The sequence below is a fragment of the Marinococcus sp. LNHM5E3-2.1 genome, from assembly GCF_056034365.1.
The window spans coordinates 104,207-123,426 of sequence record NZ_JBQLIB010000007.1 but is presented as its reverse complement, the minus strand read 5'-3'; the positions used below and the strand labels follow the sequence as shown (position 1 = coordinate 123,426).

21 protein-coding genes are annotated in these 19,220 nt (G+C 47.6%); 11 read left to right on the top strand and 10 right to left on the bottom strand.

Annotated features, from left to right (window positions below):
• Positions 1–8 precede the first annotated feature (8 nt).
• Positions 9–932, bottom strand: a complete 924-nt coding sequence (locus tag ACTRXH_RS09995) for a peptidylprolyl isomerase (protein WP_474261700.1) — start codon at positions 930–932, stop codon at positions 9–11.
• Positions 933–1,053: 121 nt separating this feature from the next.
• Complete coding sequence (locus tag ACTRXH_RS09990) at positions 1,054–1,239, bottom strand: hypothetical protein (RefSeq protein ID WP_022793771.1); 186 nt, start codon at positions 1,237–1,239, stop codon at positions 1,054–1,056.
• Positions 1,240–1,400: 161 nt separating this feature from the next.
• Here ACTRXH_RS09990 and ACTRXH_RS09985 point away from each other — a divergent pair, with 161 nt between their 5' ends.
• Positions 1,401–1,970 (top strand): YpmS family protein, encoded by a 570-nt coding sequence (locus ACTRXH_RS09985; RefSeq protein WP_474261701.1) that lies wholly within the window; start codon positions 1,401–1,403, stop codon positions 1,968–1,970.
• Positions 1,971–2,011: 41 nt separating this feature from the next.
• Here the strand turns inward: ACTRXH_RS09985 and ACTRXH_RS09980 are convergent, their stop codons facing one another.
• From ACTRXH_RS09980 to ACTRXH_RS09960, 5 genes are all read right to left on the bottom strand, one after another.
• Positions 2,012–2,560, bottom strand: coding sequence for a DUF3267 domain-containing protein (locus ACTRXH_RS09980; protein WP_474261702.1), 549 nt, complete (start codon positions 2,558–2,560; stop codon positions 2,012–2,014).
• A 184-nt stretch (positions 2,561–2,744) separates the two neighbouring features.
• Entirely contained in the window at positions 2,745–3,308 is a 564-nt protein-coding gene (locus ACTRXH_RS09975) for an HTH-type transcriptional regulator Hpr (RefSeq protein WP_474261703.1), read from the bottom strand.
• A 39-nt stretch (positions 3,309–3,347) separates the two neighbouring features.
• A complete protein-coding gene (locus ACTRXH_RS09970; protein WP_474261704.1) occupies positions 3,348–3,572 on the bottom strand; it encodes a hypothetical protein in 225 nt (74 codons plus the stop codon).
• A 312-nt stretch (positions 3,573–3,884) separates the two neighbouring features.
• The gene (gene serC / locus ACTRXH_RS09965) at positions 3,885–4,970 is read right to left on the bottom strand and encodes a 3-phosphoserine/phosphohydroxythreonine transaminase (protein WP_474261705.1); all 1,086 of its coding nucleotides are present in this window, start codon (positions 4,968–4,970) and stop codon (positions 3,885–3,887) included.
• A gap of 34 nt (positions 4,971–5,004) precedes the next feature.
• Positions 5,005–5,433, bottom strand: coding sequence for an HIT family protein (locus tag ACTRXH_RS09960; protein WP_474261706.1), 429 nt, complete (start codon positions 5,431–5,433; stop codon positions 5,005–5,007).
• A 176-nt stretch (positions 5,434–5,609) separates the two neighbouring features.
• Between ACTRXH_RS09960 and ACTRXH_RS09955 the strand changes: the two genes are divergently transcribed.
• Entirely contained in the window at positions 5,610–6,356 is a 747-nt protein-coding gene (locus ACTRXH_RS09955; protein ID WP_474261707.1) for an ABC transporter ATP-binding protein, read from the top strand.
• Entirely contained in the window at positions 6,353–7,564 is a 1,212-nt protein-coding gene (locus tag ACTRXH_RS09950) for an ABC transporter permease (RefSeq protein WP_474261708.1), read from the top strand. Before ACTRXH_RS09955 ends, ACTRXH_RS09950 begins: the two co-directional genes overlap by 4 nt.
• Positions 7,565–7,608: 44 nt before the next feature.
• Here ACTRXH_RS09950 and ACTRXH_RS09945 read toward each other — a convergent pair whose 3' ends face one another.
• The gene (locus ACTRXH_RS09945; RefSeq protein WP_474261871.1) at positions 7,609–8,745 is read right to left on the bottom strand and encodes a M20 family metallopeptidase; all 1,137 of its coding nucleotides are present in this window, start codon (positions 8,743–8,745) and stop codon (positions 7,609–7,611) included.
• 252 nt (positions 8,746–8,997) lie between these two features.
• Between ACTRXH_RS09945 and liaF the strand changes: the two genes are divergently transcribed.
• The 4 genes from liaF (at position 8,998) to hemH (ending at position 14,172) form a co-directional block, all read left to right on the top strand.
• Entirely contained in the window at positions 8,998–9,789 is a 792-nt protein-coding gene (liaF, locus tag ACTRXH_RS09940; protein WP_474261709.1) for a cell wall-active antibiotics response protein LiaF, read from the top strand.
• Between the two features lie 68 nt (positions 9,790–9,857).
• Positions 9,858–12,014, top strand: a complete 2,157-nt coding sequence (locus tag ACTRXH_RS09935; RefSeq protein WP_474261710.1) for a transglycosylase domain-containing protein — start codon at positions 9,858–9,860, stop codon at positions 12,012–12,014.
• Positions 12,015–12,190: 176 nt separating this feature from the next.
• Positions 12,191–13,243, top strand: coding sequence for a uroporphyrinogen decarboxylase (gene hemE / locus ACTRXH_RS09930; protein ID WP_474261711.1), 1,053 nt, complete (start codon positions 12,191–12,193; stop codon positions 13,241–13,243).
• Positions 13,240–14,172, top strand: a complete 933-nt coding sequence (hemH, locus tag ACTRXH_RS09925) for a ferrochelatase (protein ID WP_474261712.1) — start codon at positions 13,240–13,242, stop codon at positions 14,170–14,172. Before hemE ends, hemH begins: the two co-directional genes overlap by 4 nt.
• Before the next feature lie 46 nt (positions 14,173–14,218).
• On the opposite strand, the gene ACTRXH_RS09920 is transcribed toward hemH, so the two are convergent.
• On the bottom strand, positions 14,219–15,172 hold the full coding sequence (locus ACTRXH_RS09920) for an agmatinase family protein (protein ID WP_474261713.1): 954 nt from the start codon (positions 15,170–15,172) through the stop codon (positions 14,219–14,221).
• Positions 15,173–15,357: 185 nt separating this feature from the next.
• Here ACTRXH_RS09920 and ACTRXH_RS09915 point away from each other — a divergent pair, with 185 nt between their 5' ends.
• The 4 genes from ACTRXH_RS09915 (at position 15,358) to pheA (ending at position 18,627) form a co-directional block, all read left to right on the top strand.
• Positions 15,358–15,900 (top strand): Spo0B C-terminal domain-containing protein, encoded by a 543-nt coding sequence (locus tag ACTRXH_RS09915; protein ID WP_474261714.1) that lies wholly within the window; start codon positions 15,358–15,360, stop codon positions 15,898–15,900.
• A 22-nt stretch (positions 15,901–15,922) separates the two neighbouring features.
• Positions 15,923–17,212 (top strand): GTPase ObgE, encoded by a 1,290-nt coding sequence (obgE, locus tag ACTRXH_RS09910; protein ID WP_474261715.1) that lies wholly within the window; start codon positions 15,923–15,925, stop codon positions 17,210–17,212.
• Between the two features lie 100 nt (positions 17,213–17,312).
• A complete protein-coding gene (locus tag ACTRXH_RS09905; RefSeq protein WP_474261872.1) occupies positions 17,313–17,708 on the top strand; it encodes an ACT domain-containing protein in 396 nt (131 codons plus the stop codon).
• 28 nt (positions 17,709–17,736) lie between these two features.
• Positions 17,737–18,627 carry a prephenate dehydratase gene (gene pheA / locus ACTRXH_RS09900; protein WP_474261716.1) on the top strand — a complete coding sequence of 297 codons (891 nt, stop codon included), beginning with the start codon at positions 17,737–17,739 and terminating at the stop codon, positions 18,625–18,627.
• Here the strand turns inward: pheA and ACTRXH_RS09895 are convergent.
• Positions 18,624–19,181, bottom strand: a complete 558-nt coding sequence (locus ACTRXH_RS09895) for a 3H domain-containing protein (protein ID WP_474261717.1) — start codon at positions 19,179–19,181, stop codon at positions 18,624–18,626. The two genes, pheA and ACTRXH_RS09895, sit on opposite strands and share 4 nt — an antisense overlap.
• Positions 19,182–19,220 lie beyond the last annotated feature (39 nt).

Here is a 19,220-nt window from a genome sequence, read left to right as displayed (position 1 = left end):
TAAAAATGTCAGCTTCCTGAACTCTCTTTACTTGCCTCAGTGAATGTCTGCACCCAGTCCTCGTAATCTTCGTTTTCGACGTTAATGTCAGCATCCTGCATAAGTTCATTCAGCACCTGCTGGCCGTCCTGCTGTTCTTCAGCTTCAAGCGTCTGTTTAATATCGTCTTTTAATTCTTTATAGCTTTCTTTTTTGCCGGTGACATTAATAACGTGGAAGCCATGCTCCGTTTCGACAGGTTCTTCGGAAATGGAGTCCGTATCCATGTTAAAGGCAGCTTCTTCGAAAGCCTCTGTCATTTCACCTTTACCAAAATAACCAAGCTCTCCGCCGCTTTCACCAGAAGCAGTATCAATAGACTTTTCTTTCGCAAGCTCAGCGAAATCTGCGCCGCCTTCGAGTTCTTTGATTATTTCATCTGCTTCTTTTTCACTTTCAACAAGAATATGGCTTGCTTCGACCTGCACAAGATCTTCTTTATTTTCTTCGTAGTAATTTTTCATTTCTTTTTCGGTTACGTCAACATCCTGGGAGCCCAGCTCATCAACCACGATCTGCGGTTTTACATACTGCTCCTTGAAAGCTTTAACACTCTCGACCTGAACGCCCATATTTTCCTGTACAGTTTGAAGGAATTGATCATTATCATCTATGCCGTACTGCTCTTTCATAGATTTAAATTCCTGAGTGACCTGTTTATCTGAAATATCGAGGTCCTCGGCTTTATCGTTTAATACTTTTTGCTGAATGAGATTGTTTAAGGCACCTTCACCGTAGTTGTCCTTTAAATCATCCATCAAATCCTGCTCAGAGATACTTTCGCCATTTACTTCAACAATCGCATCGTCTCCCGCTGCGCTGCCTTCATTGCTGCAGGATGCAAGCAGAAGGGCTCCGCTGATCCCTGCGACTGTAAAAATATATTTTTTCATTTCTCCAGCTCCCTATGTATGTTCATGATACCTTAATAGTATATCATATTAAAAAGTTTAAAAATGTCGATAAATGTAAAAAATCCTATTGCATTATACAATAGGATCGAAATTCTCAGCTTCAGGCTGCCAAAAGAAGTTCAACATACGATGAAATCAACAGGATGGTCACAAGTATATTGATGGTGTTAAAAACCTTCGGCTGTTTTTCATCCGGGACTTCCCGCTGGGTTACAAACTTATTGGTCATGGAGTTCATGATAAACAGGTAAGCAACAGCGAATACAATAAAGAAAAGAATAAACATAAAATTCCCCCATTCCTAACGATACTACCATAACAAATCATAAAGCAAAAAGATAGGCAGAACCCGTAGGAGCAAAGAAAAAGATATTATATCTATAACGTTTTTGCCGAACATGATATAGTGAAAAAGCAGTTGTTACAAGAAAAAAGGAGTGGATCTGCTTGGCGCGGAACATATGGAAAATTTTATTCATTCTGCTTTTGGTTATCAACGTTATTATCATCGCTGCTGTAGTCTTCTGGTGGGCTTCTCTGGACCAGGAGAGTGGATCGAACGAAACAGAACCGCAGACTTCTGATGAGGAAGAATTTCAACCGTACTTTACCGGGGAAACAAATTCTGCCCAGGTGAATAATATTTTAGAAGCGGAAATGGAAAACGAAAGAGCCGACTTAGTGGTAGAAGACGGTCAGTTTAAAATTATTTCTGCGCTTGAGCTTCTCGGTCGTGAAATTGATATTGAGCTGAGCTTTGTGCCGGAGGCTTTGGAGAACGGAAATGTTGAACTGCAGAAGGATGATTTCTCTATTGCAGGGCTTCCGCTGCCGGGTCCGGAAGTGCTGACAGTCGTGCAGAACCAGACGGAATTTCCGGAGTTTGTCCAGATTAATCCGGAGGAAGAAACGATCAGAATACGCCTTGATCAGTGGAGTGAAGATGAAGAGTACACTGTACGGGCGGAGAAAGTCAACCTGGAGGAAGACGAGATTGTCTTTGTCGTAGGCAGATAAAAGAATCCCGGCGCCGAAGTGGCACCGGGATTCTTTTTTATTTAAGAAGGCTGTTTCAGTACAATATCCATGCCGTCAAGCTTGCGTTCCACTGTACAGTGTTTTGGAGCTTTAACCAGCTGACGGATAAAAGCAAAGTCTTTAAGGGCCATGCCGCTGTTTAATGAAAAAATAATAAGGAAGTAATGCATATAGCCGGGCATGAGTATGGCCCCTGCAATACTTGCGGCCCCAAGAACTATAAACGGACTGACCATAGCGATAACGTACATATTTCTCGATACGGGTTTACTGAAGCTGTATTTAATCACAGGAAGCTGCTTCCTGCGGTCTCTGTCGAATTTCCAGGTTGTGGCGATACCAATCATCCAAAGCGGTACGGCGTGCAAAATAGAATGCAGAGGGTAAATCATAAGCATTACTAAAAGAAGAACTTCCAGGCCGATACCTTTTAGCTGTGTTTCCGGCTGCAGCGAACTAAAGATTAAAAAAGTAAACATAAAAGTTAAAAAGGAAAATCCTACCGACATGATTGTCATTTTTGTTGTGTTGTTTTCTTTTCGTAGATTTACTGATTTCCAGCAATTCATGCGACGGCCTCCTCTCTCTCCAAACCCCAACTTTGAATAATGTAATACCAACAGAAGAAAAAATCAATAGGGTTATAAAAAAAATATATAGAACGAAATTTCTAACAATTCGCTCTACAGAAGAGAAAAGAAGCCAATATGCTGATGGAGGAAGCCTGAGTAGAGCAGGTGGTCTGTAAAAGGTTTATTTGGCAGATCTGTCCGCTGGAAGGAGGGCCCCGTCTTTATCCATAAAATCATTTTCAAAAGACTGGAGGGACTCTTCAAACAGATGCATAAATTCTTCTCCATAAATGTAGCGTACGATGGTCATAAGTTCAGAAAACTCGGGAAACTTTCCGTAAAGCTCCTTAATGGGAAGGGCTCCTTCAGAAACCTGAAACGTTTCTTTTTCATAGGATTCGAGGATGGAGAGAAGCAGGCTTTCGCCGTCTTCTGTCAGTTCGATATACGTATTGCGCTTATCATTCGTTTTCTTTGAAAATTTTAACAGGCTGCGGTCTTCCAGCTTTTTCGAAAAATTAAAGGCTGTTGATACATGCATAACCCCGAACTTCGCAATCCCGGAAACAGAAGCGCCCTCTAATTGATGCGCGACCCATAGGATTTGAAATTCATTGATATTTAAATTATAAGGTTTAACCCATTCCTGCCAATCTTTTTCCACCGATTTCCATAATGCTTTAGACAGCTGTGCAGCACGGAGACTGAATAGTATCGACTGCTTGGCATCAAATGAAGAGTCCAATTAAAGAACCCCCTCTCTTATAAGCTGGGTCATCAGTGACTAGGAACGCCTGGTTTCTTTTTTAATCTGCTTATTTAATTGAGAAATGGAATCAGAAATTTCTTTTACCTGTTCCTGAATAGAGGCGACCTCGGGTTCAACTTCCTGCTTGTACCGCTTATAGGTTTTTTTCATTTCTTTGGTCAGCACATCAAATGCCTGGAAGCCTTCTGTAGCGGCATACTGCCAGTCTTCCATAGCTGATTTCTTTGTTGAGGATTTCAAGCCGGGGCGACTCCATTCCGAGTGCTTAATGGAATGTCGTAAAGCAGGACCAGAAGCAGGTGTAGTAAAAAGTATAATTAAACTGCTAGCTAACGATCCTGTGAATATACCGGCAAAAAGAGATTTCAAATCCATCCGCCTCATTCCTTCCTTGAAATACATTTTTAATATATTATTCTTTAATAGTAGTATAGGCGAATTCAGTGAAAAAATAAACAATTTCAAACAATTTCGGGTGCCTCGAACGAAGAGACGCCTATAAATTTTTATTTTATAAAAATAATCAGCGGATAACTCCGCTGATTAAAAAACCTATTGATGATTCTTTTGAAAGGTAAGCATAAAGTCCTGCAGAGCCTGGCAGCTCTCCTTAGAAACAGCGTTATAAATGGAAGCCCGGCATCCGCCGACAGAGCGGTGGCCGTTTAATCCGACAAAGCCGGCCTGCTTAGCTTCAGCTAAGAATTGTTTATTTAATTCTTCCGTAGGAAGGTTAAAGGTGACGTTCATGGAGGATCGGCTGTCTGTTTCAGCATGGCCCCGGTAAAACCCATTGCTGCCGTCAATAGTGTCGTACAGGAGAGCCGCTTTTTCCTTATTGCGCTGCTGCATGCCAAGGACGCCTCCGCGTTCTTCCACCCAGCCGAGCACTTCATTCAGAAGGTAAACAGCAAATGTCGGCGGGGTATGGAAAAGCGAATTCTTTTCCGCATGGGTGTCATAGCGGAGCATGGTCGGTGTGTGTTCAGGAGCCTGGCTTACCCAGTCTTTTTTGACGATAACGACAGTAACGCCGGACGGACCGAGGTTTTTTTGAGCGCCTGCGTAAATCGCTCCAAACGATGAGACTGGGACCGGACGGCTTAAAATGTCGCTCGACATATCGGCGACTACCGGGGAAAGCCAGTTATAATCAAGCTCCTGCCACTGTGTGCCGAAAATAGTGTTGTTTGTGGTGATGTGTACGTACTTGTCCCGGCTGTCGAGCTGAAGGGCGTCAACGTCAGGAATGTGGGTGAATTTCTGCTCTTTTGCCGAAGCCCCGACCCGGGTCTGTCCGATCATCTGAGCTTCTTTTAACGCTTTTTCCGACCAGGAGCCTGTTAAAATATAGTTAGCCGTTTCCCCTGATTGGAGCACGTTCATCGGAAGCATCGAAAACTGCAGGCTTGCTCCTCCCTGCAGAAGCAATACGTCATAATCCTCTGGAATATCGAGCAGATGCCGGAGCCTTTCCTGGGCCTGGTTATGCACTTGTTCGTAATCAGAACTCCGGTGGCTGAGCTCCATGACGCTCATGCCTGTATCGTTGAAATTCAGCATTTCCTTCTGGGCTTTTTCCAAAACTTCGTCCGGCAGGGCGGCCGGCCCTGCGTTAAAATTATATGCGCGTGACATATGATCTCTCCTTTAGCCATCCATATTTATTTATCTATAAACGATCGGCAATCCCTTTAGCCATATCGGCTAAATCAGCGCTTGTGTACTGTTCATTATTATCGGTAAATGTAAAAGAAAACCCATCGTTTTCTGTGTAACGTGGAATGAAGTGAAGATGATAATGAAAAACGGATTGCGATGCCACGCTGTTATTATTGTTTAGAAGGTTCATACCTGCTGGTTGAAAGGCTTCTTTTATAGCGTTCGCAATTGCCGGGGCTTTTTTAAAAAGTGCCGCTGCAGTTTCGGGGCGCAGTTCATAAATGTTTTCCTGATGATCCTTCGGGATTAAGAGGGTGTGGCCTTTCGTGGTCTGGCCCAGATCCATAAACGCCAGAAGGTCGTCATCCTCGTAGACGACAGAAGCAGGAATCTCCCCGGCTGCTATCTTGCAGAAAATGCAGTTATCATTGTGTGCCATAGTGTTGATCTCCTTTCTAAACGTAAGTATATCTACTATCCTATTATACGTAGTTACAGTTTAGAGTTAAATGGAAATGTAAGAAGAAATGAATTCCCTGCAAAAATATACAAAATACGATGAAACTGTGTAGAATATAAAAAGACTGTATTTTACTTAGCTGAAGGAGCGTTTGTATGACAGCATTACTTACTATCGAACATATTACCGGCGGTTACAATATCCATAAGCCGGTGCTCCATGACCTGGAATTTGATGTGGGCCCCGGGGAAATTGTCGGCTTAATCGGTTTGAACGGCGCGGGGAAAAGCACGACAATCAAGCATGTTCTCGGGCTAATGGAGCCGGCGGAGGGCGAAATTTATATTAACGGTAAAACCATTCATGAGGATGCGGAAGCTTACCGAAGACAGCTGGCATACATTCCTGAATCACCTATATTATACGAGGAAATGACGCTCTGGGAGCATTTGCGCCTGACAGCAATGGCTTACGGTGTTCCAGAAGGCGTCTGGGAAGAACGAAGTGAAAAGCTGATGGAAACCTATCAGATGGCCCGGCGGAAAAACTGGTTCCCCAATCATTTTTCCAAAGGAATGAGGCAGAAGGTGATGATCATGTGCGCCTTTTTGGTGGAGCCGAAGCTGTATGTCGTCGATGAACCGTTTGTCGGGCTCGACCCGGTAGCTATTAAATCACTGCTCGATATGATGGTGGAAATGAAAGAAAACGGAGCGGGAATTTTAATGTCGACGCATATTCTGGCGACCGCAGAACGCTATTGTGACCGTTTTGTACTGCTGCATGAAGGACGGGTCGCTTTGAAGGGAACTATGAAAGAAATCCAGGAGCAGGCAGGTATGCCGGGAGCGAACCTTGATGATTTGTATATTGAAGTAACCAAAGGAGAAATCACATCATGACCGGGCAATGGTGGAATGAGCGGGCAGGAGCTTTCTGGGGGAAGGCCGGCCGTTACCTGCGGTTAATCGGGAACAGCGGGTTTATGTTTGCCCTGTATATTCTCCTGTTTGCCGGAGCAGTATTTTACCCGGCTTTTTTGGACTGGCTCCCGCAGTCTCCGTGGGTGGTGATTGCTCTCTGGGTGATTTTTTCTATATTAACGCTTCGCGGACCGATTCGGCCGTTTGTTCAGTCCGGAGACCTTGTATTTCTGCTTCCGCTTGAAAAACGGATGGCACCATTTTTTAAAAAGTCCATTCGCTACTCAGCGGCTCTGCAGGGAGTGGAAGTACTGGCTGTATATATCGTTCTCGGCCCGGTTATTCAGGAGCGTACCGCCGCCGGGGGCGCTGGTTATATCGGCATGCTGCTGCTTTTGCTCGTAATAACCTTTTTGACAACATTTATTAAATGGGAAGAATGGAAATGGCACCATCATACTCACCGTTACATATCCACAGCGGTCCGCTGGGTCTGGCCGGCTCTTTTAATGCTCGCTGCCTGGTGGGGGAGCATTTTTCTGGCCGGCGCTGGTCTCCTTGGATTGATCGGGCACTGGCAGCTGGTAAAGAGGCGTTCTGCTTCCCTGCTGCTGCGCTGGGAAGTGCTTCTTGAAGCCGAGAATCATCAGCTGGCGAAATTTTACCGGTTTGTTCAGTCGTTTGCGGAAGTCCCCCATATTGAAGTGAAAATTAAACGCCGGCGCTGGCTGGCATCACTTGTGGATAAATTTTCCCATAAGCAGGAAAATACGTATTTGTATTTGTACGGCAAAGCTTTTGTTCGTTCAGGAGAATATGCAGGTATGTTTATCCGTCTGCTCGTAGTCTGCGGATTGATTATGTACGCCTTTGCTCCGGAATGGATGCGGCTTGGGATTGGCGGACTGTTTCTTTATATGACCGCTGTACAGCTGCAGGCTCTGAAAAGCCATTATGCGACCATTGACTGGCCGGATCTGTACCCTGTTCCTGTCAAATGGAAGGAACGGGCATTTATTACGTTTACGAGGGCACTTTTGACGGTGCAGGGAGCGGGAATCGTTCTGCTTCACGCCTGGGTCGGGCAGTCGCTTTTGGTAACGGCAGCACTGGTTTTATTTGTGGCGCTTCTTCTTCTGTATTATCCCCGGTGGGTTACCCGGAGAAAGCAAAAAGAGATGGTATAAAAAACGACAGGCCCCCTTTCCGCGAGGAGAAAGGGGGCCTGTGATTATGAAGAAGTGCCGGGATATTCCAAAACGGCTCTTCCGATGACCTGGGCTGCGGTAAGCATCGCCCGTTCATCAATATCGAATTTCGAATGGTGGTGCGGATACGTCGTTTCCCAGTCCGGATGGCCGGCTCCTGTGAAGAAATAGGTTCCTTTCACATGCTGGAGATAATGCGCATAATCCTCTCCAGCCATCGATGGGCTCATATATTCTGTCTTCTGGACCGAATTAGTTTTTTCAGCACATTCAGCAATAAACTGGGCTTCGTTACGGTGGTTGTCCACCGGGGGATAGCCGCGCAGGTATTCATAGTCGGCTTCGGCTCCGGCGGCTTCGCAAATGCCGTGGACAATTTTTCCGATTTCTTCTTCGAACACGTCCCGCACGTTTTCATCAAAGCAGCGGGTAGTGCCGGTAAGCTTCGCGCTGTCGGCGATCACGTTAAAGGCGTTGACAGCTTCAAAAGAGCCGACGGACAGTACTCCGGAATGAAGCGGATCGAGGCGGCGGCTCACAATCTGCTGTAGGCTGGTGACCACCTGGGAGCCGATTACTATGGCGTCTTTGGTAAGGTGCGGCTGAGCCCCGTGTCCGCCCTTTCCTCGAATCGTAATATGAAAACGATCTGAAGCAGCCATCATCGGTCCTTCGCAGTACTGCACAGTTCCGTAGGGCACCGTCGCCCATAAGTGCGTGCCAAAGATGGCGTCCACTCCTTCAAGGCAGCCGTCCTGGATCATCTCAATCGCGCCGCCGGGAGCATATTCCTCCGCGTGCTGGTGGATGAAAACAACGGTGCCGCTTAAGCTGTGCTTCTCCTCCTGAAGGGCTTTAGCCAGGACAAGCAGATACGCGGTATGGCCGTCATGACCGCAGGCATGCATTACGCCGTCCGTCTTTGAAGCGAAAGGAAGACCTGTGTCCTCCTGGATGGGCAGGGCGTCAAAATCCGCCCGGAGAGCGATGACGGGACCGGGTTTGTCACCACGGAGAACTGCGGTGACACCGCGCCCTCCTACATTGGTACGCACCTCATGCCCCAGCTTCCGGTGGTAATCGGCTATGTAGGCTGGCGTCTGTTCTTCCTCAAAGGAAAGCTCAGGGTACTGGTGCAGATACCTGCGAATCTCGACCATTTCCGGGTAAAGCTCTTCTAATCTGCTGAATAAATTATCCACAAAGGTTCACATCCTTTATTGAAACGTAATGAACAGAATGAAAATAGGTGTGTCTCCATTCAGGAGTAGCGTATAATGGAAATATAAGCTGTATAGTATTTTCTTATCATACATGATCCTTTCCGGAAAATAAAATAAGGAAATCTGGAACGGGCAGACGGCCTGCTGCGTATATTTATAAAATAAACAGAAGAAGGGCGGAAAGAAAGCATGAGTCAAAGAACCGGTTTTATAGGACTGGGTATTATTATTGCCGGCGTAAGTATCGTATCCTCCCAGCTCGGTTTTGACGCGAGTTTATTCATATGGCCTATCATAGCATTAAGCCTTGCCTGCTTTTTTGTCTACCAGCGTAATTACTGGCTCAGTGCCATGTTTGTCGGTCTCGCCCTGCTGCACGTATCCAACCGGGTGGATGTGCCTTTTATATTTACAGCGGTCATCACTGTGCTCTTCCTTGCGGGTATTATTCTGTTTTATTTCTGGTGGAGCAGCTCCCGCAGAGAAATAGATATCGATAAAGACCTAAATACGTCTGAGGGAGAAAGCCGGAACAAAAGAAGCACCTCCTACGCACATGAGGTGCGCCGGGCCGGGCAGGAACGGGAGCTTCCGACACAGCACCGCTTTTTGGCAGGGCAGTGTGTATATATAAAGAAGCCTTTCAGACTCCGCGAAGCCGCCGTCCAGTACGGAGCAGGCGAAGTGATTATAGATTTTTCGAAAGCTAAAACTGAGGAAGAGACAGTACCTGTACGAATCAGAGGCATGGCCGGGAGCATTAAGCTTTTTGTCCCGGAGAACTGGGACGTTAACGTCGACGCAAAAACACTTGTTGGCGAAACGAAGGTGCTTGGCTATAAGGAAGAGGGCCTGAAGGCAGCGATGAAGGTCGAGCATAAGGCGAAAGAGCAGACACAGGTAACATTAAATATCGAGGCAGAGCTTGTCGTCGGCAGCATTCAGGTGAAGTATGCAAAACATCCCGCTGTTTCCGTGTAACTTAACGAAATGTCTGCCGACTAAAGCAGGATAGAATATTTGTGTAAAAAGCGAGGGTGGCAGAGCTCATGAATAAACGGAAATGGGGAAAACGGCTGCTGATAGCTGCGGCGGCTTTTCTTCTGATTTTTGGCATATATTTATCCTCCGTTGTTATCGGCGCTGCTGCGATCAGTGAAAAGCAGCTGACGATGAATGAAACAACGACAATAGTTGATGACAGCGGGGAACAGCTAGCGGAGCTGTATTCAGAGGATAGGGAAGTTATCGAGGAAGAACAGATACCGGATCATGTAAAAGAAGCATTTATTTCCATTGAGGATATTAGGTTTTATGACCACCGCGGCATTGATCCGAGAGCGATTGCGCGTGCGCTGTACCGTGATATTTTAGCCGGTGGAATTGTGGAGGGCGGAAGTACGATCACCCAGCAGCTGGCGAAAAATGCTTTTCTCTCGAGCGACCAGACCTTCTTACGTAAAACGAAGGAAGTGCTGATCGCTATGGGGCTTGAAAAGAAATTCTCTAAGGATGAAGTAATGGGATACTATTTAAACCAGATTTACTTCGGTCACGGAGCTTACGGAATCCAGTCTGCCTCTCAGCAGTATTTCGGGAAAGACGCTTCCGAATTGAACGTTGAAGAAGGCGCTATGCTTGCGGCTATGGTAAAGGGGCCGAGCAACTATTCACCGGTGGATGAGCCGGAGGAGGCCAAAGAACGAAGAGATACTGTCATTGCTATTATGGAACGTGAAGGGTACATATCAGAAGAAGAAAAAGCGGCAGCAACTTCTTCGTCTCTTCCTTCCGGTCTTCAGGAGCAGCAGACCCATCCGGAATACTACACGTATGTGGATATGCTCATGAAGGAAGCCCAGGAAAAATACAACATTGAACCTGAAGAAATTTACAAAGGCGGCTATACGATCCAGGTGCCGATGAATGAAGATATGCAAAAAGCTTCCTATAGCCTGATGCAGGAAGAGACGTATTATCCGGACGGATCGGAGGATGCGGAAAGTGCCTTCTTTATGATGGATCATAGCAGCGGCGGAGTTGTCGCGGTGCAGGGCGGCAGGGATTACGAACGTCAGGGGATGAACCGGGCGGAAGTGCAGCGGCAGCCGGGGTCTGCGTTTAAGCCGCTTGCTGTATATGCACCAGCACTCGAATCCGGAGATTATGAGCCTTATTCGACGCTCCAGGATGAACAATTGGACTACGACGGCTATTCTCCGAAAAATAACAGCGGGGAATATCAGGGGGAAGTGACGATGAGCGAAGCGCTGGAGCAGTCCATCAATACATCAGCAGTTTGGCTCTATGACAAGCTTGACCGCAGCGCCACGAATGATTTCTTAAAGAAAACAGGTATAGAGCCCCAGGGGAACGGGCTGGCGACGGCTCTTGGCGGTCTCGAAAACGGGGTTACCCCGGCACAGTTAACAGAAGCATATACGACGTTTTCAAATAATGGAACAAAAACAGAGCCGTACTTTATTACAAACATTAAAGATCGTAACGGAAATATTATTGTGGAAAATGAAAAAAAAGAGCAGGAGGTGATGGACCCGCAGAATGCATGGTACATGACCCGCATGCTTGAAAATGTAGTGGAAAACGGAACAGCATCAGCCGGGAGCACCTCCTACGATTTAGCCGGCAAAACAGGAACCACTTCATTTGAAGCGGTCGAAGACGGGGCGAGAGACGCGTGGTTCGCAGGCTATACACCGCAGTGGACGGGCACGCTTTGGATGGGGTATGACCAGACAACCGAAGACAATTATTTGACCGGCGGCAGCTCCCATGCGGTGGAGCTGTTTAAATCCATTTTGAACGAGACCCCTGCTGGAGGCAGTGCGGTAGAATTTGAAAAACCGGAAGGAGTACGTGATTTGGAAGAGCCTGTGGAGCTTCCGGAAATTGATTCGCTTGAAGGAGATCTTACATTTGCCGGTGATGGTTTCTTAAACGTGGAGCTTACGTGGGAAGCATCTGAAGACGACCGCGTTAATTACACAATTTACGAAGTGACAGACGGAGAACGCGAAGAAATCGATCAGGTCCGCGGCCAGGGGAGCTACACGATCCAAAATGCAAATCCATTTAATTTAAGAGAGTATATTGTTGTCCCTTCCTATGAACCGACAAACCAGGAGGGTGAGGAGTCGAACACAGCAGAGGTACAGGCCCGTTCTATTTTTGGAATAGGAGGGTGAGAGAGGATTGGAGGCAGCCTTGGCGGGCTGCCTTTTTTGTGCTGAACTTTCATGAATTTTTTATGAATGTTGTCGAAATGCACTATACATGACAGGATCGGGCAGGTTATGGTAAAAACAGAAAAGGTGATTGTGCGAACTTGAGTGGTGAGCAGGCAGAGAGGAAGTGCCCAAAAATGAAAGAAACCTTATACAATAATACTTTTTTAGAAGCAGCAGGAGGAAACTATACCGGACATGTGCCGGTGTGGTACATGCGTCAGGCAGGCAGGTCACAGCCTGAATACCGTAAATTGAAAGAGAAGTATTCGCTGGTGGAAATTACTCATGACCCTGAACTGTGTGCATATGTAACCCGGCTTCCAGTGGAGCAGTATCAAAACGACGCGGCTATTTTATATAAAGACATTATGACACCACTGCCGTCTATCGGCGTAGATGTAGAAATAAAACCAGGCATCGGGCCGGTGATTGACCGCCCGATTGAAACGCTGGCCGATGTAAAACAGCTTGGAACGCTTGAACCAGAAAAGGATATCGACTACGTGCTTGAAACAATCAAGCTTCTGCGTCAGCAGCTGAATGTACCTTTAATCAGCTTTAGCGGAGCCCCGTTTACCCTGGCGAGCTACATGATTGAAGGGGGCCCGTCGAAAAACTATCACCGGACGAAAAGCTTTATGTACTCGCAGCCGGACGCCTGGTTTGCATTGATGGAGACGCTTGGTGATATGGTGATTCGGTACGCCGGCGCCCAGATAGAGGCCGGTGCCCAGGCTATTCAAATCTTTGACTCCTGGGTTGGTGCTTTAAACGCCACCGATTACCGGCAGTACGTGAAGCCGGTCATGAGCAGAATTTTTGCAGCTTTAGAAGAAAAGAATGTGCCGGTGTCAATGTTTGGAGTCGGTGCCGGTCATCTGCTTGAAGACTGGAACGATCTGCCGCTTTCCATCATTGGACTGGACTGGCGGACCTCTATTCTTGAAGCAAGAAACCGTGGCGTCACTAAAACGCTTCAGGGCAACCTGGATCCGAGTTTACTTCTCGCTCCGTGGCCGGAAATAGAGAAAAGAGCTGCCGCTATTATTGATGAAGGCATTCAGCATCCCGGGTTTATTTTTAATTTGGGGCACGGGGTATTCCCGGATGTGGAGCCTGATACGTTGAAACGTTTAACAGCTTTCGTTCACGAATATTCGAAAGAACAGTTGGAGGGAAGACGATGAAAAAGAAAACCGGCCTTTTGGTGATGGCTTACGGGACTCCGAGAAGCCTCGACGAAGTAGAAAGCTACTACACCCATATCCGGCGAGGGAACAAACCGTCCGAAGAAGCTTTGGAGGATCTTGTCTCCCGCTATAAAGCAATCGGCGGGGTATCCCCGCTTGCAAAAATTACGGAGGATCAGGCCTGTGGCCTGGGCGAGGTGATGAATGAACGTCATCCGGAACGGGAATTTCATGTTTATATCGGTTTAAAGCATATCGACCCGTTTATCGAGGATGCTGTTGCTGAAATGAAAGAGGACGGCATCGAAGAGGCGTACAGTATCGTCCTCGCGCCGCATTTTTCGACATTCAGCGTAAAGTCTTATAATGGACGGGCCCAGGAAGAATCCTCCCGCATTAATGGCCCGGCGATTCACAGTGTAGAAAGCTGGTACGACCAGCCGAAGTTTCTGCACTACTGGGCTGAACGGGTGCGTACTATGCTTGACGGGCTTGATGAAGAGAAAACGTGTGTTATTTTTTCTGCTCACAGCCTGCCGGAAAAAATCATCGCCAAAGGAGACCCGTATCCGGAACAGCTGAAAGAAACCGCCCAATGGATCGCAGAGCGTGCCAATGTTCAGCACTATGATATTGGCTGGCAAAGTGAAGGGAACACCCCGGACCCATGGCTCGGACCGGATGTGCAGGACTTAACAAAAAATTTGCACCATCAGTACGGCTATGAGTCATTCGTCTACTGTCCGGTAGGATTTGTAGCCGATCATCTTGAAGTATTGTTTGATAATGATGTTGAATGTAAAGATGCCTGCGACAGTGTAGGAGCGGCATATTACCGGCCGGAAATGCCAAATAGCCAGCGTGAATTTTTAGAGGCGCTTGGTGATGCGATTGATTCTTTAGTGGAACAGAGGGTTTCCTCGTAATATAAAAAGGCGTCCTTTCAAAGGTGAAAGGACGTCTTTTGTATGGCTATGCTTTTCCTTCCTGCTTTAATCTGCCGGCAAGTACATAGAGTACAGCCAGTGTGACAAAGTGGGAGGAAAAATCATTATGGTCCTGCTGTGGATAGACTTCAACAAAATCCATACCGCAGACTCCATGTATACCGAATTCATGAATGAGAGTCAGCAGCTGCTCGGGGCGGAGACCGTTGGCATCCGCCGGGCCGCCCGGATTGTAGGCGTAATCTAAAATATCGCTGCAGATACTTAAATATACTTCGTCGGTACCCTCAGAAGCGGTATCGTAGACTTCTCTGGCAAATGCCTTTAAATCCGGGGCATTGCGGATTTTATCGATGGTAATCGTAACAGCGCCCGCTTCTTTGGCGGATCTGCCATTGACGGCTTTATTGCGCGGACCATGAATGCCGAGGTGTACGAGGCTTTCATTTCTCACCTGTTCATATTCATACAGGCGTGCAAACGGGGAACCGCGTCCGAACTCATCGCCCATCGATTCGTCGTTATTATCAAAGTGGGCATCAATATGAATGATTCCTACTTTTTTTCCGGTAGTTTCACCAAGCGCCCGAACAATCGGGTAGGTGATGCCGTGATCGCCCCCGAGACCGACAGGGAAAGTGCCGGAAGCCCATAAAGAAGAAGCGAAGGACTCGATTGTTTCCATTGTGGCCGGAACGTCGGCCGGGGTGGTGGAAATATCACCGGCGTCTGCGAGGCTGTAGTGACTGAGTACATCGATGTCGCCGAGCTCGGGCAGGTAGCCGCTGTAGCGCTCGGAGCACTGGCGGATCACCTTCGGTCCAAGCTCACAGCCTGTGTACGCTCCCCAGGTTACCGCTCCTTCCCATGGCACACCGTAAATAGTTGCCTGATAGTTTGCTGCTTTCGATAAATCCTTTGCCACTGAAGAAGCGTGAAGGAAGGTCGGTGTATTTCCGTAAATGAGTGGTCGATTCATATGTCAGCACCCTCTCTGTGTATGATTTTCAATGTATAGGGAGTGAAGAAGTGTCCATGCCCGGATACGTTTACCACGTGACATGTGATACAATAAAGTGTACCATATGTGAGTAGTTTTGCGTTCGAAGCAGTGGAACAAACTGTACGGCAGCGGCGCAGTGAAGTGGAAAGGCGGTAATTCCTATGAACGCTGAAGAGAAATTGGACGTATTGAAGCATTCCCGTCATGACTGGATGAATGTCCTGCAGCTTCTAAAAACACACGCTGCGCTTGGTAAAGTGGAAGAGCTTCAGAAAGTGATCGAAAAAACGACCTTTAAAGCTTCCCATGAAGCCAAGCTGTCAAATGTCCAGGCTCCGGCGTTCGCTGTCGAACTGATAACGTTCCACTGGAAGGAACACTGGTTTTCCATTGATTTTGAGGTGGAGGATACGTTCAGTGCCAAACCGGACGATCAAAAATGGACTGGTTTTTTTCAAGAACTGGCAGCGCGCATTGATGAACAGGCCAATCGAACGAGAGATAACCATCTCGAGATTTCCATCAACGAGAACGATGGCGGGCTTCCGTGTCTGGAACTCGATTTTGAAGGTGAATTAAAGAGTCCCGAGAGGCTTGAACAGTGGATACGAAAAGAGTCCGTAATGATAGATATGATTGAGTATATAGAAGTAAGCACAGAACACCTATATTGCGTCATTGTCGATCAAGCAGGCGGTCAGTAAGAATACTAATGAGGTGAAAGAGTTGTTTGTAGATCACGTAAATTTATATGTAAAAGGCGGCGATGGCGGAGATGGCATGGTCGCCTTTCGTCGGGAAAAGTATGTCCCGGACGGCGGACCGGCCGGAGGCGACGGAGGCAGAGGCGCAGATGTAGTTTTTGAAGTGGATGAAGGGCTTAGAACATTGATGGATTTCCGGTATCAGCGCCATTTTAAGGCAAAGCGCGGAGACAATGGAAGATCCAAAAACCAGCACGGCAGAGGCGGCGAAGATTTAATTGTCCGGGTACCGCCGGGTACTATTATTCGTGACCGCAGCTCCGAGGTTATGATTGCGGATTTAACAGAGCATAAACAACGCGTGGTAGTGGCAAAAGGCGGCCGTGGCGGCCGTGGTAACACACGGTTTGCTTCGCCTTCTAACCCGGCCCCGGAAATCAGCGAAAAAGGCGAGCCTGCGGAGGAAAAAGACATTCAGCTTGAACTGAAGGTGCTGGCAGATGTTGGTCTCGTCGGTTTCCCGAGCGTTGGTAAATCCACGCTGCTTTCTATTGTATCAGCGGCACGGCCGAAAATTGCCGATTATCCATTTACTACACTAAAGCCGAACCTCGGCGTTGTGGATGTAGGAGAAGGAAAAAGCTTTGTCATGGCGGATCTCCCGGGACTTATTGCCGGAGCCCATGAAGGCGTTGGGCTCGGAGCCCAATTCTTACGGCATATTGAACGGACACGGGTGCTTGTGCATATCGTGGATATGGCCGGCGAGCTTGAAGGCCGGGACCCGTTTGAGGATTTCCAGCAGATCAATGCGGAGCTGCGGGAGCACAACCTTCGTCTGCTCGAACGTCCAATGATAGTAATGGCTAACAAGATGGATATGCCGGGCACAGAGGAACAGCTTGAGGAGTTTAAAAAGAAGCTCCCGGAAGGTATTGAAGTGTTTCCTGTATCGACACTTAGAAAGCAGGGCATTCAGCCGCTTTTGCAACGAGTAGCGGACCTTGTGGAAACGACCCCTGCCTTTCATTTATATGATGAAGAGGACCAGGAAGAAAAAGTGGTGTACACGCTCGATGAAAAAGAAGCTCCGTTTTACATCGGCCGTGCCGACGACGGTGCTTATGTACTGTACGGGCCGGATATCGAAAAACACTATAGAATGGCGGATCTCTCCCACGAAGATTCGATGCAGCGCTTTTCAAAAAAATTACGCAACATGGGTGTGGATGAAGCACTGCGCGAGCGCGGAGCTAAGCACGGCGATACAGTAAGGCTGCTGGACTTTGAGTTCGAATTTGTTGATGGGTAATCAGTCAGTATAAATCAGAGTATAAAAGAGTGTGGTGAAAGCAGTGGCAGACAGAATTGATCATTTCTATCTTGTACGGGAAGATCTGTTGACAGATGCAATGCAGAAAACGTTAGAAGCAAAAGCACTGCTCGAAAGCGGGAAGGTGCACAAAGTGGCAGAGGCGGTACAGCATGTGGATCTGAGCCGCAGCGCTTTTTATAAATACCGGGATGCTATATTCCCGTTCCATACGATGATACAGGAGCAGATTATTACATTATCGATCCAGCTTGCCGATCGTTCAGGCTCCCTTTCGGAGCTGCTGCGTATTGTAGCGGAAGCGAATTCAAATGTGCTGACTATTAATCAGACGATCCCGCTGCAGGGACGGGCAAATATCACGTTAACTGTTGATACATCGGTGCTCAGTCTGGAAATCCGTGACTTTGTGCGCAAAATTCAGGGAATGGAATTTGTGGAAAAAGCTGAAATAGTTGGCTCCGGATCGCTGTAAAGAGTAGGAAGGTAAAGGAGTGGAGAGAGTGAAGCGAGTAGGATATCTTGGCCCGAGGGGGACTTTCACAGAAATGGCAGCCCGGGTGCTGTTTCATGAGCAGGTGCTCGAGCCCTTTGATACGATTGCAGAAGGGATGAAGCTGACGGAGCAGCAGGAGATAGATATTGCTGTCGTACCGCTTGAAAATGCGATTGAAGGCTCGGTGAACGTGACCCTGGACTATTTGATTCATAAGCATGAACTGCCGATTATTGGGGAAGTGACCGTGCCGATTGAGCAGCACCTGCTGGCTCTTCCCGAGGAAAAGGAACAATGGCAGCAGGCGGAATTTGTACATTCGCACCCGCATGCCATCGCCCAGTGCCATGAATTTTTAAGCAGGTGGATGCCGGAGACAAAAGCACAATTCACGAATTCCACGAGCGCCGCTGCAAAAAAACTGAGTGAAGGTACTGCTGAAGGCGTGGTTATTGCGACGAGGCTTGCTGCGGAGCAGTATGGTCTCGAGATCGTAAAGGAAAACATTCATGACTATACGAATAACCATACCCGATTTGTGGTTCTTGCAGGCAGTGAAGAGCGAGCGGAAAGCCTTTCGGAAGAAAAAAAAATAACCGAAAGGACGACGATGGTCATTACGCTGCCGTCCGATTACCCGGGCGCTCTGCATCAAGTGCTCGCAGCCTTTTCATGGCGGAAATTAAATTTAACAAAAATTGAATCCCGTCCAATGAAGACCGGGATTGGAAACTACTTTTTTGTCATGGACGTGGAGCAGCCGGAAGACGATATTTTGATTCCAGGCGTTATTGCGGAGCTTGAAGCGCTCGGGTTCGGCGTCCGGGTTCTCGGGCATTATCCGTGCTTTGAACTTTCTACAGCCGAGGCGAAAGTAGACAGCCGGACATCAGGCTAATTGTCTTCGTTAATCAGGTAGGCATGATTTTTCAAAGCTTCAAGCAGAACATCAAACTGGGTATGCGAAGGAATTTCAATGGTATGAAGATGCACGCCGGCAGTCAGCTCTGAGAGCATGGAAGCATTTGTGTTTTTCATATTCTCAATAAAGCGGTCCGCATCAATCCGGCTTTCAATCATTAAGGATGCGGTGATGTCGCCATAGACGGGATGCTCGACGGAAACATCAATAATTTTCCCCCCGTGATCTACGATCAGGTACAGCTCCTCGAGGGTACTGTCCGGATCGGAAGGGTGGGAGACGGCTACGCGCTTTCGTACTGTCTGTCCCGTATCCTTATTTTTGATAATGATGTAGCCCTGGGACGTAGCGAGAATAGGGTGCCCCTGGGCTTTCAGTAAAGACATGTCCTGGACGATGACCTGGCGGCTGACGCTCGCCCTTGAAGCAAGAGAGCTCCCGGTCAGCGGCCGGGTGGAGATTTCAAGCCATTCGAGCAGCTGCTTGCGCCGGTCGGCTCCAAGCATTTTTTTAGAAGGATGATTAGGCATAACAATACCTCACTTTGTTGGTTGCTACTCTATATCATA